Raw genomic sequence first — 15,815 nt, forward strand, 5'->3', positions numbered from 1 at the left:
AGACAGTATAACGCTTAATCAGTTATCAGTAATCAGTAATCAGTAATCAGTAATCAGTTATCAGTTATCAGTAGTCAGTTATCAGTCGGGATCATCTCATTTATGCAAGTGAGTAATTATACTTATCCATAAAACTGTTTCTAGCAAGGCTTTCAAAATAGCTTGACATAAAAACCTGATTTAGGGGTTACAAAGGTGAGATGCTCCCTATCAGTCCTCCGTGGGGAGAAAGGGGATAGTTTGCCCCTCTCTTTTCCCGATGGGGGCTATAAAAATTAGTAACGGGGAATATTAGGATCGACGAGGAGGGAATAAGCATCGATGCCGCCGTTAATATTTTTAACATTAGTAAAACCCTGACTTTGTAGCCATTGGCACATTTGCAGGGATCTCATGCCATGGTGACAGATAACGAGGGTTTCCGCTTGGGGGTTGAATTGGCTGGCAATAGTGGGCGACCATTCTTGGTATTGACTCAAGGGTAAAATGGTAAAATTGGCCACAAATGCCATGGCAACTTCCTCCGGTTCGCGCACATCAATAAGTTGTAAATTAGGATCATGATCGGCTAAACGGAGAGCGAGTTCATGGACGCTAATTTCGGGAATGCTCATAGATTTGGTCTTAAGAATCGGTTATCTTTCCTTTAGAGTAGCAAATCGAGGGACCCTGAGCGGTTAGGTACTTGCGTAGGAATAATATCGCAGCCAAGTGGGGGGATTTGGTCAGTGCCAGAGCGGGGGGGTGATATAATGGGGAAAGGGCGGGTATTGAAGACATTGATGCTTTTTAGTACGCCGATTAATCGACAAGCTGAATTTCGATGAATATTGAACAAGCCGTTATCGAAAACTTGCGAAAACTTCCTTTAGAAAAACAACAAGAAGTCTTAAACTTCAGCCAATTTCTAACTCAGAAAACTTCGCCAAAAATTGAAGAGATGACCTCCCACGAAAAAGCAGAAGATTGGCTAAAATTTCTGGAAAGTCAACCCAAGGATACCCCCGGATTACCCAATGAAGCCTTAGGGCGTGAAACTATCTATGACTAATGGCTAACTATCTATTTGATACCAATATTTTACTGAGGCTGAGTGACAGAATTTCCGCTAATTATGCCTTGTACTGAATTCTCTCCCTCTCCTTTCTCCCCATCTCCCCACTTCATAATTCATAATTCATAATTCATAATTCATAATTTCTCCCAGCTTATGATTCCCCTACAATTAACCCTAAAAAATTTTCTCAGTTATCGCGAGGCAGTGCTAGATTTTCGCGGATTACATACTGCCTGTATTTGTGGTGCCAATGGTGCGGGAAAATCCTCTTTACTCGAAGCAATTACTTGGGCAATTTGGGGAGAAAGTCGCGTCTCGATTGGTGATGATGTCATTCATGCGGGCAGCGATTATGCGCGGGTAGATTTCGAGTTTAGTTATGGGGGAGAAATCTATAAAATTATCCGTAGTCGTCACCGGGGGGGGAAAGCTTCTGGTTTAGATTTTCAGGTGATTAATGATCAAAGTTTTCGTCCTTTATCGGGTAAAAGTATTAAAGATACCCAAGCACAGATTAATACTTATCTAAAAATAGACCATAAAACTTTCATTAATTCTGCTTATTTACGACAGGGACAAGCGGACGAATTTATGAAACAGCCTCCCAGTGGTCGTAAACAAATCTTAGCAGAATTATTACAACTCGATCGCTATGAAATTTTAGCGAACAAAGCTAAGGATATATCGAAACAATTTGATGGACAGTCCCTCCAAATCGAGCAGCAAGTAGAAACTATCAAACTCCGTCTTCAGGAGAAAAATTCTTATCAGGAACACCTGCAAGAGTTAAACACCCAAATTAACCAAATTAATCAAGAACAAGAGGTAAATAATCAGCGTTTACAGCAACTGCAAGGGGAAGAAAATCAGCGTCAGAATTGGGAAAAACAGCTGCAGTGGCAAAGAGAACAGGAGCGAGGTTTATTAGCAGAAATCGAGAGATTAGACCGGGAAAAAGTTAGTCTAGACAATCAATTAAATCAAATAAGGACTACTCTTCATCGCAAAAATGACATTATCACTGCACACGAGCGCCTAATCAATCTAGACCAGAAAGAGGCCAGTTTGTCAAGTCAATTGCAAGCTTGGCAACAGGCCCAGTATGATAAACAACAATTAGAACAGAAATTACAGCAAAAAATTAACGAATTTACCCTTCCTATCCAACAAACGAGCGCTCGTTTAGAAGAATTGCGAAGACAGGAACAAGAAACTCAAAAAATTATCGAGCAAGCGGGGGATATTCAAGCAGGATTAGAGAAGTTAAATTATCATCGTCAACGTCTTCAGGAATTGGATAGATTAGCTTTAAAATATGCCCCTTTAAATAGCCGAAAAGCTGATTTAAATATACAGTTGGAACGGGAAAAAGCCGGGATTAATGCTCGTCGGGAACAACTGCAAAGAAATCGGCAACAATTGGAGACAGAAATCGCTCGTATTCCTGTACTAAGAGAGGAAGCTCTCAATTTAGCCAAACGAATTAAGGAATTAGATAAAAAACAAACCTATTGTGAACGAGTGGAAGAAAAGGAAACCGTTAAACAAGTGGATAAAAAAAGTTTATTGGAGCAACAGAAAAGATATGAAGAACAACTTTTAGAGTTAACTGATAAATTGGAAAAATTAAATATTCCCGATTCTGTTTGTCCTTTGTGTGAACAGAATTTAGACAGTCATCACCGTCATCAGGTAATCAGGAAAACCCATCAACATCAAGAACAAATTCAAGAGCAAATTTGGTCCCTACAGGAACAGATGGCAGACTGCGATCGAGATTTAAAACGTTTACGGGAGGAATTAGCCCAAATTAAACAAGAATTGCCTGTAAGATCGAATCTACAACAAAAATATGTGCAGTTAGAAGTCAAGTTAGAAACTATTGAAGAAAAGGAAATAGAACTAGAGAAAACCGAGGAGATACTTGTGGAATTAGAAGCACTTTTAAGCAGTGGCAATTATGCCCTAGAATTACAGCAAGAATTGCAAATTGTCAATCAAGAAATCGCCCTATTAAACTATGATGAACAAAGTCATGCTTTAGTCAGAGGAGAAGAAAAAAGATGGCGTTGGGCAGAAATTCAAGAATCAGAACTTAAGCAAGCAAACCGTCGTTTAGCTAATATCAATGCCGAGAAACCTAATTTAATTAATCAACTAGCTAGACTAGAACAAGAGAAGCAAGAACTAGGTCAAAATTCCCCACTTAAACAGGAAATTGAACGCTTAGAAAAGTTTATTCAAAACTTGAATTATGATCGCAGTGAACATCAGAATATTCAAAATTTGATCCGACAATTACAGGGGGTAAGATTACAGTATCAAGATTGGCAACAAGCAGAAAAAAATTATCCAGAAATAGCCGCTAAAATTGCTGACATTGAGCAAAGACTACAGCTGCGAAATGAGGATCACCAAAAGATAAATCAGGAGTTAGCAAATATTAGTCAAAAGATTGGTACTTTGACTGACTATCGCCAAGAAATAGCCGCATTATCGACTAATATTCAACAGCGAAGACAGATAATTGATGGATTGCTCTCCCAAAAAGGTCGGGTTGAGGAGAAGTTACATCAACTAGAAACTTTAGGTAAACAACTGACAGAAAAAGAGAGCGATTTAGCTAAAGTTAAAAAACAATATACAGTTTATAAAGAGTTAGCCATAGCTTTTGGCAAAAATGGTTTACAAACTCTGATGATTGAGAATGTTTTACCGGAGTTGGAAGCACAAACTAATCATATCTTAGCTCGCTTAACCGGTAATCAATTTCATGTGCAGTTTTTAACCCAAAAAAGCGGTAAAGGTACGAAAAAACAGCGACAAAAGTTAATCGATACTTTAGATATTGTTATTGGTGATACCCGGGGATCTCGTCCCTACGAAACCTATTCAGGAGGGGAAGCTTTTCGGATTAATTTCTCGATTCGATTAGCTTTAGCGAGATTATTAGCACAAAGAGCCGGAACAGCCCTACAAATGCTCATTGTTGACGAAGGATTCGGAACTCAGGATGCGGAAGGATGCGATCGCTTAATTGCGGCAATTAATGCTATATCCGCCGATTTTGCCTGTATTTTGACTGTAACTCATATGCCCCAATTTAAAGAAGCTTTTCAACACCGCATCGAAGTCCGCAAAACCGAACAGGGTTCTCAATTGATGTTATTATCCTAGGAAAAATATGGAAAAAATTACGGTTAGAGTAAAACTATTTGCTATTTATCAAGAAGTCTATCAAACTTCTCAATTAAACCTCGAATTTCCTGCCCACACTTCCGTTACAGAAGTGTTAAACTATATTATAGCCCCCTATCCTCAATTAGAAAGATGGCGCGATGTTACTCGTTTTGGAGTTAATCTTCAGTTTGTTTCGGGAGAGAAAATCCTCAAAAATGGCGATGAGATAGTTTTAATTCCCCCCGTTAGTGGTGGCTAAATGGAGATAGGGAAAATCACAAAAACTGCCACCTTTTTTACTTTTTCCCTGATATCCCGTGTCTAACTGGCAAATTCCCCCATCGGTAGAGCTTCCCCAAGAGTTTTTAAAAATAGTCCAAGACTACACCTCACAGTCGGATGGCAGCGTCGTGGCACAAATATTATGGCATCGCGGTGTCCAAGATGGGGCGACTCTGCGGACGTTTCTGGATGAGAAAGCTTATCAGTCAAAAACTCCCTTTGATTTTGGGCAAGAAATGAACTTCGCCGTCAAAAGACTGGAAAAAGCCCTAAATAAAGGCGAAAAAGTGACTATTTGGGGTGATTTCGATGCCGATGGTGTCACCGCTACCAGTGTCCTTTGGGAAGGATTGGGACAGTTTTTCCCACCCTATCAACAGTTAGATTATTACATACCCGATCGCCAAAAAGAATCCCACGGCCTCAATTATCCCGGTATCGAGAAACTAGCGCATCAAGGAACCCGCTTAATCGTCACCTGTGACACGGGAAGCACGAATATCGCTGAAATTGACTATGCAAACAGTCTAGGCATCGATATTATCATCACCGATCATCATACCCTACCCGACGAGCGCCCCGAGGTGATTGCCCTGATTAATCCCCGCTACTTTGTGGAAACCCATCCTTTCTATCATCTTTCTGGGGTTGCTGTTGCTTATAAATTAGTGGAAGCGATGTATTTAACCCTGGCAGATATTCCCAGAAAACCCCTAGAAAATTTACTGGATTTAGTTGCGATTGGTTTAATTGCCGATTTAGTCAAATTGACGGGAGAATGTCGTTATTTAGCCCAAAAAGGTCTTCAAAAACTGCAAAATACTCAGCGTTTAGGCGTTAAAAAATTACTGGATTTATGTAACAAAACCGGAGATAGACCGATGGATATATCCTTCGGTATTGGACCGCGAATTAATGCCGTCAGTCGCATTTATGGCGATGCTAGATTTTGTGTGGAATTACTTACCAGTGAAGATGAAAAGCGTTGTCACGAATTAGCTGAACAAGCGGAATTAGCCAACATTCGTCGCCAAGAAATCCAACGGGATATTATTAAACAAGTTCAGAAAAAACTAGAGAGAATTGATCTTTCTACCACTAATGTAATTATTTTAGATGATCCCCAATGGCCGGCGGGAATTTTAGGATTAGTTGCGGGACAAATTGCCCAAGAATACCAGCGACCAACAATTTTATTAAGTACCAGTGAACCACCTTTTGCTAAGGGTTCCGCTCGGTCAATTCGTGAGATCGATCTTTATCAATTAGTATCCTCTCAATCCCATCTTTTACATCGTTTTGGTGGTCATCCTTTGGCCGCTGGTTTAAGTTTAACTATAGAAAATTTACCCCTATTTATTGAGGGAATTAATCAACAGTTGCGACGCACAGGAATTGATTTAACTTCCCTTTCTTCCCAGATAGAAGTGGATGCAGTGGTGACGGTTTCCCAATTGGGAAAAAGTCTATTTCGAGAATTAAAATTACTGGAACCCTGTGGGATGGGTAATCCGACACCGAAGCTATTAATTCAAAATTGTTATTTTCAAAATCTTTGGCATAAAAATCTTGAGGATTTAAAAGGCAAAAAAATTACTTATCCCCGGACAACTTTTGAGATATGGGATAGTTCAATCGAGCAGGGATTCCCTGGTATGTGGTGGGGTCATCACAAAGATGAAATTGCTGCCGATACCCGTTATGATGCCGTAGTAGAATTGGATTTTAATACCTACAAAAATCGCTATGAAGTGCGCTTAATTGCTCTGCAACCCTATCAACAAGAATCCCTAATCTATAGCAATAAAAAAGATTTTTTAATCGACAATCGCAATCGAGAAATTAATCAAGAATTTGAACAATTAAATCCCCTTTTTCTCTGGGAATGTCCCCGGGATTGGACAAAACTTTCTAGGGAATATCAACAGGCAATTTTACGGGATAAAAAGTTAGTTCTTGCCTATGCTAGTCCTTTAAAAAAATCCGCTCACACCACATGGATAAACCTTGTGGGGATTGGGAAATATTTAGCTAGAACTAAAACCAGTATTTCCCGTCAACAATTACAAAACCGCTTAAACCTCAGTTATCATACCCTAGAATTAGGATTAATTTCCCTAGCAGAAAATGGCTTTAAAGTCAAGGAAAATCAAGAAAATTTATCCTTTGAATTAGTCAATCATGAGGCAAAAATTAATAAGATTGAGCAATTTCTGGAAGCGGTGGCCTTAGAAAACTTTCTCCAGCAATACTTTGCTACTGTTCCCCTAGAAATTCTGCAAACAATTCTTAATCATGAAGACTCGATCGATTTCTAATTAGGGTTTGCTAAAAAAGTTTGTTGGTGAGGTGTGGGGTGTGGGAATTATGAATTATGAATTATGAATTATGAATTATAAATTATGAAATGGGGAAATGGGGAAGTGGGGAAACTGTCTCATCACCCCATTACCTCAAAACCCTATCACCCTATCTCCTCCTGACGACCGACTCCCGATAACTGATAACTGATAACTGATTACTGATAACTGATTACTGATAACTGATAACTGATAACTGATTACTGATTACTGATTACTCCTTGACCGAAGAATTTCGGGGGTTTTGCTAAAGTATAAACTTCCGTATTTTGTGCGATAGCTTGACGAATATAGAGAGGAGTTTGTAACATTCCTAGTAAAGTCATGCCATCAATTAAACGTAATCCTCCCGTAGTTGTATCGGTGATTAATTCATCCACCACATCGGGATCGGGACGAGTATTTAAAGGATGATTAGCACAGAGAGTAAAACCCCAAGGGGAACCATAACTAGGAGTAGGAGCGCAATAGGAATGAACGTAGGGAAAAACTGCTTTTAAAGTATTCACCAAACGCGCATGATACATCACCGAAGGAGGAGAAACCGGACCAGATTGGACAACCACAATGCCATTTTCGGCCAAAACTCTTTGTAGTTTTTCAAAGTATTCTTTTGTGAATAGGGGGAAAGAAGGACCCTCTCCGATGGGATCAACCAGATCAGAAATAATAATATCCCATTGATCATTAGTGGTGTCTAAAACTTCTAAAGCATCGGCCACAACTAACTCAAAACGAGGATCATCAAAAGTGCCTTGGTGCATTTCGGGAAGATGTTCCTTACAAGCTGCCACCACATCCCCATCGATATCGATCATCATCACTTTTTCGATTGTTTTCCAACGCAATAACTCCCGCGTTGTCGCACCTTCACCACCTCCCAGAATTAAAGCAGTTTTTGCTTCTTGGTGGGCAATCATTGCCGGTTGCACTAATGCTTCATGATAAATAAATTCATCCCCCGTACAAGATTGCCATTTGCCATCCAGTACCAAGGCTTTTCCATAGGCCCCCGACTCAACAATATACATCTCCTGAAAAGCGGTTTTTTTGTAGGCTAAAATCCGCGAAACCCCATGACTATAAATGTCCCAGGGGGTAATATATTCGTTAACCCATAGATCCGCTTTTAGTTCACTTCCTGCCATAACTAATCCTCCTTGGGGTGAAAAAGGCACGATCTATCATTATACAACAATTGACAAAATTTGATCGATAACTTGAAATTATCTCCCAGTCATCCCGAAGCTGCCGATAATCGATCGCTGAAAAACGCTAAGCTAGAAAAGATTAAGTAAGTAGTTATAATTAAATTGAAGATAGATTTTGCCTCTGATCCCCCCTGCCCCCCTTAATCCCCCCTTGATAAGGGGGGTGCTGATCCCCCCTTAATCCCCCCTTGATAAGGGGGGTATTTGATAATTTTTAACGCCTACCTACTTAGCGAACAGTAAACTTCTAGCCACTAACCTATGACCAAAAACGAGACTACCGAGAAAAAGATTTTTCTCCTAGATTTTGAAAAACCCCTCTACGAATTAGAATCCCGCATCGAACAGATTAAAGAATTAGCCCAAGAAAATAGCGTAGATGTCTCGGAACAAATTAGTCAACTAGACGAACGAGCTAATCAATTACGGCGTGAAATTTTTAGCAATCTCACCCCTTCCCAACGGCTACAATTAGCCCGTCATCCCCGGCGCCCCAGTACCCTAGACTATATTCAGGCAATCACCGATGAATGGTTCGAGTTGCACGGGGATCGCGGTGGTTACGACGATCCCGCTCTTGTGGGTGGTGTTGCCCGTTTTAACGGTCGTCCCGTGGTGATTATCGGGCATCAAAAAGGCCGGGATACTAAGGATAATGTGGCTAGAAATTTCGGCATGGCTGCCCCCGGTGGTTATCGTAAAGCCATGCGTTTAATGGAACACGCTCATCAGTTTAATCAGCCAATTTTAACCTTTATTGACACCCCCGGCGCCTGGGCGGGGGTAGAAGCGGAAAAATTAGGTCAAGGGGAAGCGATCGCCTATAATCTCCGGGAAATGTTCCGTTTAGATGTGCCGATCATTTGTACTGTTATTGGCGAAGGTGGTTCCGGCGGCGCTTTGGGAATTGGTGTCGGCGATCGCCTATTAATGTTAGAGCATTCTGTCTATACCGTGGCGACTCCCGAAGCTTGTGCAGCCATTCTCTGGAAAGATGCCAAAAAATCCGATAAAGCGGCAGTGGCCCTCAAAATTACCTCAAAAGACTTAAAAGAGTTAAATATTATCGATCAGATCGTTCCTGAACCCTCCAGAGGGGCCCATGCTGATCCGATTAAAGCGGCAGCCAATTTAAAAGCCGCTATTAGTGAAAATTTAGAGACTTTATCTTTATTAACACCCCAACAACGGCGCGAATCTCGTTATCAAAAATTCCGCAATTTAGGCGTATTTTTAGAGGCTACAGCTTAATCAATGAGCAGTGAGCAGATGTGAGTTGATGTGATACTAGATCCGTTGAGTAACGCACAGAAAACGGGTTTCTCGGAGAAACCCGTTTTCTGCTCATGCACTCATGCAAAAAGGGGAATAAATAATCAGTCTTTAATAACCAGATTTAGTATAACTGCTATAATTGCTAGATAAATTATCTGAAAAAACCCCCTAATATTAATTAGGAGGTTACAGGGAAAAAATTAATCAGAGTTGATGGGATTAACTAGCGCTAACTTCAGCAGGATAAACGCTAACTTGACGGCGACTTTTATCCTTGTATTCAAATTTAACCACACCATCAATTAAAGCGAATAAAGTATCATCGCCACCACGACCAACATTTTTACCCGGGTGAACTTTAGTACCCCGTTGACGGATGAGAATATTTCCCGCTTTTACCACTTGACCACCGTAGCGCTTAACACCTAGTCTCTGGGAACGAGAATCGCGTCCGTTGCGGGTACTACCCGTACCTTTCTTATGAGCCATAATTTCTCTCCAAATGCTTTTTTGATTGTAAAAGTTATTCTTCTTCGTCGCTACTATCTTCCACAACTTCAGCGACGGAGGTAGCATCAGTGGCAGTTAGGGTTTTACCGTTATAATTGATTGAATCAATCATAAAACGGGTAATTTCTTGACGATGACCGCGTTTTTTACGGGTTTTCTTTTTCGGGCGCATTTTATAGACAATAACTTTTTTGCCCCGACGATGTTGCATGACGGTCCCTTCGACGCTGGCCCCTTCGATAAAGGGCTGACCGATGCTAATATCATCCTCATCATGGATTAATAGCACTTTGTCGATGGTATGGGTACTTTGTTCATCGACGGGAAGAAGTTCGATATCGTAATAGCGACCGGGTTCCACCCGAATCTGTTTGCCACCGGTCTCAATAATTGCGTAACTCATGAATTTTCTGCGCTCGTTTTGCCGTACAGGTAGCTGAAAAAAATCCCAGCTTTTGTGCTAATGTCTTCACCTGATCCGAGCAGGAATTGACACAATTTACTATCATCTAACATTCGGGGGGCAATTGTCAAGCTTTTAGCCCACCGATTTGCTATATACTAAAAATAATCTTACGAAAAGCTCAATTAAACCGTTATGGAACAGTGGGAAAGCAGAGGACACCTGTTAACCGAACAAATTAACCCAAACAGCCTAAATTTAGACCAATTAAACCCGCTCGAATTGGTGGATCTCTTCAATCGCGAGGATGCCCAAACCCTAAAAGCGATCGCCATAGCCCGGCAAGAATTGGCTCTGGCGATCTCCCTGACCAGTCAAGCTCTGGCTAAAGGTGGTAGGCTCTTTTACATTGGGGCGGGAACCAGTGGCCGACTGGGGGTTTTGGACGCGGCCGAATGTCCTCCCACTTTCTGTACTCCCCCGGAATTAGTACAGGGAATTATTGCCGGTGGAGCAGCAGCTCTGGTGCGTAGTTCCGAAGATTTGGAGGATAAAGCGGAAGATGGGGCAGCCGTGATTGCCCAGCGAGAAATTCACGAATTAGACGTGGTAGTGGGGATTACCGCCGGGGGTACAACCCCCTACGTTCACGGGGCTTTACAGGCGGCAAAACAGCGAGGTGCGACGACGATTGCCATTAGTTGTGTCCCCGCCGAACAAGTGGAGATCCCTGTGGATGTGGATATCCGCTTATTGACTGGACCAGAACTTTTGGCCGGTTCCACGCGCCTGAAAGCGGGAACGGTGACGAAAATGGCTTTAAATATCCTCTCCACAGGGACAATGGTAATGTTAGGCAAAGTTTACGGCAACCAGATGGTCGATGTGGCTGTTACTAATCATAAACTCCATGACCGCGCCCTGCGGATTATCTGCCACCTTACCGATGTTAGTCGCGAGGAAGCGGCAATTTTACTGGAAAAAAGTGGCCGCCAGGTTAAATTGGCTTTGTTAATGCAGAAAACGGGACTTTCGGCAGCCGCAGGACAAGAATTGTTACAAAAGCATCGGGGTCAATTACGGGCCGCCCTGCAAGCTTATAATCAAATTGATTGATAAAAACCTGTTAATTTTGACTTTCCTATGGTTAATATTTCTTCGGAAATTGCTGTGATCGCTGTTATTTTCCTCGTCGCTGGTGCTATCTTGACTTGGAGTTTTTATCGGTCTAAACCCTACGGACAACTGGGAATTTTAGCTTGGTTACAATCCTTGGTACTAATTGCTCCTTGGTTAATTTTTTTCGGGCTATTTGCGGCAGGAATTAAACTCAATCTAGCGGTAATTCTCTTTTTACTGGTTGCTTCCACAATTATCTATATTTATTTGGGCAACCGTTTACGCTTACTGAAAACCAATCAGATAATTGAACCAAAAGTTAACCAGGCAGTTAGCCAGTCCGTTACTCCCCCAGAAACCCCGGCAGCGGTGACAGCAATTGTGCCGGATGTAATGCCAATTTCCGAACAGGATCTAAAAGTTATTCAGAGTATTTTTGGGATAGATACTTTTTTTGCCACCGAGACTATCTCTTTTCAGGAAGGGGCAATTTTTAAAGGCAATTTACGGGGAGAACCGGATCTAGTTCACTCGCGCTTAACCCAGAAATTAAGTAATCATTTTGGCGATAAATATCGTTTATTTTTGGTGGAAGGAACCGAGGAAAAACCGGTGGTAATTATCCTTCCCAAAACTAATGATCCTAGTGCTGCCACTCTTGCTCAAAAAAATCTCGCTTTAGTTTTGTTAGTGGCTACTATTGTCACCAGCTTAGAAGCGGCGGGAATTTTATTGGGTTTTGATTTGTTTAGTAATTGGCAGAGATATCGAGAAGCAATTCCCCTGAGTTTGGGTTTATGGTCGGTATTAATTGCCCACGAAATCGGTCATCTAATTATCGCTAAACGCCATAATGTTCGTCTCAGTTTACCCTATTTTCTTCCCACTTGGCAGATTGGTTCTTTTGGGGCGATTACTCGTTTTGAATCTTTATTACCTAACCGCAGTGTCCTATTTGATATAGCTTTTGCTGGTCCTGCTTTGGGAGGTTTGGTTTCTTTAATCTTGTTAATTGTTGGACTGACTTTATCTAATTCTACCAGCCTTTTTCAAATCCCTAGTACCTTTTTCCAAAGTTCAATTTTAGTGAGTTTTTTAGCGCGGATAGTTTTAGGTGACCAGTTACAAAATGCCGTTATCTCCGTGCATCCTTTAACTGTTATCGGTTGGTTAGGATTGGTGATTACTGCCCTTAATTTACTGCCCGCTGGACAGTTAGATGGTGGCAGAATTGTTCAGGCTATTTATGGTCGCAAAATTGCCCGCCGTACCACAGTGGCCACTTTGGTTATTTTGGGCATTATTTCCTTAGTTAATTCTAGCAATCCCATTCCTCTCTATTGGACAATTTTAGTCGCTTTTTTACAAAGAGAGTTGGAAAGACCTAGTTTAAACGAGTTAACCGAACCCGATGACACCCGCGCTGGTTGGGGTTTATTACTGCTCTTTTTAATGTTAGCAACTCTGATTCCTTTAAGCCCTAGTTTAGCAGGGCGTTTAGGCATCGGTGGCTAAATACTTCCCCGAAATTCTCGCCATTGATTGCCGTCAAAAAAAGCTTGACAGAAACTCAAGTTTTGACCTATAACCTTCCTAGAATCAGGATTTCCTATTTGTAGGCCGATAGTCAGCATTCCCGTATCTCCGCTGACTGCCCCCTAACCCCTAATCCCCTAGGAAAGATTGCCAGAAACCGCTTTTGCCACTGGGCATAACTGTTAACCAATTGGTTTTCGCTAGGGCGATTTGTTCTGGAGTTACTTGGGCATCACAGAGATTAGCTCCGCAAAGATTAGCATCTTTGAGATTCGCGCAGCGAAGATGGGTGCTGCTGAGATTAGCTCCCCGTAAATCGGCCCCTTCGAGGTCTGCATAACCGAGATAGGCATTATTTAAATTGGTATTTTTGAGAATAGCTTGACTGAGATTAGCTCGGCCTAGATCCGCATTGGACAGATCCGCCCCTTGTAAATTAGTTCCTGTTAATTTGGATTGACAGAAATTTACGCCTAAAAGTTTTGCTTTGGCCAGATTGAGATTCGGTAATTCCTCTTGACCAAAATTGCGCCGGCCGTTATGGTAAGCATCCAGAATCGCCTTTTCATCCAAGCGGGGTTTTTTCTTCAGTACGTTTAGATCTGTGCTGCTGCGGGCTTTACCTTTAACAAATACATTTGCATTAGCCATTTGAAAGGCCATTTGTCCCCCTAGGGTATTATCTGGAGAGGCCTCTGGATTTTTATTTTTAGGGCGAAATTTAGACGTGAGAGGTACAGAAACGGCGGAAGTGGCTATCGGGCTTGCATTTTCTCGGGGGGGCGGGGAAGTAACGATTGGAGCGGCGATTAAACTTTGGGCTAGACTATCGGCATAAGCGGTCATCTCTAAAGCATCCATTACCTCTTGAGCGGATTTGTAGCGATGACCGACAGAGGCTTCCAACATTGTTTTCAGGACTTTAGTAAACTGGGGACTGACCTTGACTAATTTTTCCCAAAGTAGTTCGCCTGTATTGACATCAACCGGGATAGTTTTAGGAGATTTGCCCGTGAGCAGATAGAGACAGGTAGCTCCCACCCCGTAGATATCACTAGCATAGACGGGACGCATGGCCATCTGTTCGGGGGGGGCAAAACCCTGGGTCCCCACGGCGAAATTAGTGAAAGCGGTTTGAGAATTGCTATTGACAATGACGGTATTAACATGATTTTTGACAGCCCCGAAGTCAATCAGAACCAATTTTCGGTCTGTTTGCCGACGAATTAGGTTAGCGGGTTTGATATCCCGATGAATTACCTTTTGTTTGTGGACGTATTGCAAAATCGGCAAAAGTTCACTTAAAAACTGTTTGACTCCCGCTTCGCTAAACGGTCCGCGTTTTTTGACCTCTTGGTGTAGGTTATGACCTTTAACGTATTCTTGAACTAGATAAAACTGTTGGTTATCTTCAAAATAGTCCAATAATCGGGGAACCTGGGGATGAACGCCTAGTTTTCCTAGGGTTTCCGCTTCTCGTTCAAAAAGTTCCCTAGCCATGCGAAAAACATTATCATCGTCAGTGGAAGGTCGCAGTTGTTTGACCACACATATTGGTTTATCGGGTAGGGACAAATCCGATGATAGAAAAGTTGCCCCAAACCCTCCTTTCCCCAAAATACCTAGGATTTGATAGCGGTCGTGCAGAAGAAGTTTTGAGCCGCAACTATCGCAGATTAACGCTGTTGGGCTGTTTTTCGGTTGAGGACAGTCGGGATTAAGGCAGTAGGTCATATAGAGTCACCAGTTGACCAATACTTTTTTGCTAACACAGTTCAACAATGCACTCTCAGAGATTCTCCTCAAGAGGGGGTATCTCCCAAAGTCTAAAACCATAAAGAAGATTTAGACAATCAAAGTAGGTGTGTAGTCTTGGTTATCGACTAAAACAAGGCCTTGTAGTGTCATCGCTCAGTTAGCTCGGGGGCAACTTATTAAGATAGTGGCTGCTCCCTAGCTAGGATTTTTACCTAAACCCCCCCAGTATATCACACACCCTAACAATGGCTAGTTCTGCCAACCGTCAAATAATGTTAGCTTTTCTTGATAATTTGCCATCTCTTCCTTCCTATCCCCTAGTTACTTTTTCCCCCGCTAACGCACGGGTACTTGTTGACTTTGTAGATAATTTTTGACCTCAGCGATGGTTAATTGACCATAATGGAGCAAAGAAGCTAATAAAGCTGCTTCTGCCCGCCCTTCTGTCAATGCTTCGTAGATATGCTGACAATTACCTGCTCCTCCAGAGGCAATCACAGGAATCTCCACCCTTTCCGCGATCGCTTTTGTCAATGCCAAATCGTAACCCGCTTGCGTGCCGTCGGCATCCATACTGGTAACTAACAACTCGCCCGCTCCGCGTTTTTCCACTTCTTGCGCCCATAATAAAGCATCAATACCCGTATTTTCCCGTCCACCCCGAACATAAACCTCCCAACCAGGGTTATGCTCATCTTTACGTCGTCTAGCATCGATCGCCACCACAATACACTGTTTACCAAAGCGATCGCTGGCTCGATCGAGCAATTCTGGATCGCGCACGGCAGCCGAGTTAATGCTGACTTTATCGGCCCCGGCTCTTAACAAATTTTTAATATTTTCCAAGGATTGGATGCCCCCCCCCACGGTCAGAGGAATAAAAACCTGTTCCGCTGTGCGATAGACTACATCAATAATCGTGTCGCGATCTTCATGGGTAGCAGTAATATCAAGAAAAACCAACTCATCAGCCCCTGCCTGATTATACAAGCGAGCTAACTCCACGGGGTCGCCAGCATCCTGAAGATTGACAAAATTAACCCCTTTCACTACCCGACCGTTATTGACATCCAAACAGGGCAAAATCCGCTTCGCTAACATATCCTAGACTCTTGATTGTAACA

At 42.2% G+C, this 15,815-nt stretch carries 14 protein-coding genes; 7 read left to right on the plus strand and 7 right to left on the minus strand.

Features of this window, described 5'->3' with window-relative positions; translation table 11 throughout:
* Nucleotides 1–275 precede the first annotated feature (275 nt).
* The gene (locus tag ACE3JL_RS03530; RefSeq protein WP_002800651.1) at nt 276–614 is read right to left on the minus strand and encodes a rhodanese-like domain-containing protein; all 339 of its coding nucleotides are present in this window, start codon (nt 612–614) and stop codon (nt 276–278) included.
* 209 nt (nt 615–823) lie between these two features.
* Here ACE3JL_RS03530 and ACE3JL_RS03535 point away from each other — a divergent pair, with 209 nt between their 5' ends.
* From ACE3JL_RS03535 to recJ, 4 genes are all read left to right on the plus strand, one after another.
* On the plus strand, nt 824–1,051 hold the full coding sequence (locus ACE3JL_RS03535; protein WP_271991468.1) for a hypothetical protein: 228 nt from the start codon (nt 824–826) through the stop codon (nt 1,049–1,051).
* A 159-nt stretch (nt 1,052–1,210) separates the two neighbouring features.
* Nucleotides 1,211–4,234 carry an exonuclease subunit SbcC gene (gene sbcC, locus ACE3JL_RS03540; RefSeq protein WP_375328860.1) on the plus strand — a complete coding sequence of 1,008 codons (3,024 nt, stop codon included), beginning with the start codon at nt 1,211–1,213 and terminating at the stop codon, nt 4,232–4,234.
* A 7-nt stretch (nt 4,235–4,241) separates the two neighbouring features.
* A complete protein-coding gene (locus ACE3JL_RS03545; protein WP_271991474.1) occupies nt 4,242–4,496 on the plus strand; it encodes a MoaD/ThiS family protein in 255 nt (84 codons plus the stop codon).
* Between the two features lie 58 nt (nt 4,497–4,554).
* Nucleotides 4,555–6,837 carry a single-stranded-DNA-specific exonuclease RecJ gene (recJ, locus tag ACE3JL_RS03550; protein ID WP_375328861.1) on the plus strand — a complete coding sequence of 761 codons (2,283 nt, stop codon included), beginning with the start codon at nt 4,555–4,557 and terminating at the stop codon, nt 6,835–6,837.
* A 242-nt stretch (nt 6,838–7,079) separates the two neighbouring features.
* Here the strand turns inward: recJ and ACE3JL_RS03555 are convergent, their stop codons facing one another.
* Nucleotides 7,080–8,027 (minus strand): fused MFS/spermidine synthase, encoded by a 948-nt coding sequence (locus tag ACE3JL_RS03555; protein WP_002790724.1) that lies wholly within the window; start codon nt 8,025–8,027, stop codon nt 7,080–7,082.
* A gap of 324 nt (nt 8,028–8,351) precedes the next feature.
* Here ACE3JL_RS03555 and accA point away from each other — a divergent pair, with 324 nt between their 5' ends.
* Entirely contained in the window at nt 8,352–9,341 is a 990-nt protein-coding gene (accA, locus tag ACE3JL_RS03560) for an acetyl-CoA carboxylase carboxyl transferase subunit alpha (RefSeq protein WP_002737858.1), read from the plus strand.
* A gap of 243 nt (nt 9,342–9,584) precedes the next feature.
* On the opposite strand, the gene rpmA is transcribed toward accA, so the two are convergent.
* Complete coding sequence (rpmA, locus tag ACE3JL_RS03565; protein ID WP_002744094.1) at nt 9,585–9,854, minus strand: 50S ribosomal protein L27; 270 nt, start codon at nt 9,852–9,854, stop codon at nt 9,585–9,587.
* Nucleotides 9,855–9,888: 34 nt separating this feature from the next.
* Nucleotides 9,889–10,278 (minus strand): 50S ribosomal protein L21, encoded by a 390-nt coding sequence (gene rplU, locus ACE3JL_RS03570; protein ID WP_271991481.1) that lies wholly within the window; start codon nt 10,276–10,278, stop codon nt 9,889–9,891.
* 195 nt (nt 10,279–10,473) lie between these two features.
* Here rplU and murQ point away from each other — a divergent pair, with 195 nt between their 5' ends.
* Both murQ and ACE3JL_RS03580 read left to right on the plus strand, forming a co-directional pair.
* A complete protein-coding gene (gene murQ / locus ACE3JL_RS03575) occupies nt 10,474–11,394 on the plus strand; it encodes an N-acetylmuramic acid 6-phosphate etherase (RefSeq protein WP_271991484.1) in 921 nt (306 codons plus the stop codon).
* Between the two features lie 27 nt (nt 11,395–11,421).
* Nucleotides 11,422–12,912 (plus strand): site-2 protease family protein, encoded by a 1,491-nt coding sequence (locus tag ACE3JL_RS03580; RefSeq protein ID WP_271991487.1) that lies wholly within the window; start codon nt 11,422–11,424, stop codon nt 12,910–12,912.
* Here the strand turns inward: ACE3JL_RS03580 and ACE3JL_RS03585 are convergent.
* The 3 genes from ACE3JL_RS03585 to hisF form a co-directional block, all read right to left on the minus strand.
* Nucleotides 12,909–13,031 carry a hypothetical protein gene (locus tag ACE3JL_RS03585; protein WP_271991488.1) on the minus strand — a complete coding sequence of 41 codons (123 nt, stop codon included), beginning with the start codon at nt 13,029–13,031 and terminating at the stop codon, nt 12,909–12,911. The genes ACE3JL_RS03580 and ACE3JL_RS03585 overlap by 4 nt on opposite strands.
* A 31-nt stretch (nt 13,032–13,062) precedes the next feature.
* Nucleotides 13,063–14,667 (minus strand): serine/threonine-protein kinase, encoded by a 1,605-nt coding sequence (locus tag ACE3JL_RS03590; RefSeq protein WP_271991490.1) that lies wholly within the window; start codon nt 14,665–14,667, stop codon nt 13,063–13,065.
* 360 nt (nt 14,668–15,027) lie between these two features.
* Nucleotides 15,028–15,792, minus strand: a complete 765-nt coding sequence (gene hisF / locus ACE3JL_RS03595; protein WP_271991492.1) for an imidazole glycerol phosphate synthase subunit HisF — start codon at nt 15,790–15,792, stop codon at nt 15,028–15,030.
* Between the last annotated feature and the right edge of the window lie 23 nt (nt 15,793–15,815).

This window comes from Microcystis sp. BLCC-F210 (assembly GCF_042134685.1).
Lineage (GTDB): Bacteria > Cyanobacteriota > Cyanobacteriia > Cyanobacteriales > Microcystaceae > Microcystis > Microcystis aeruginosa_D.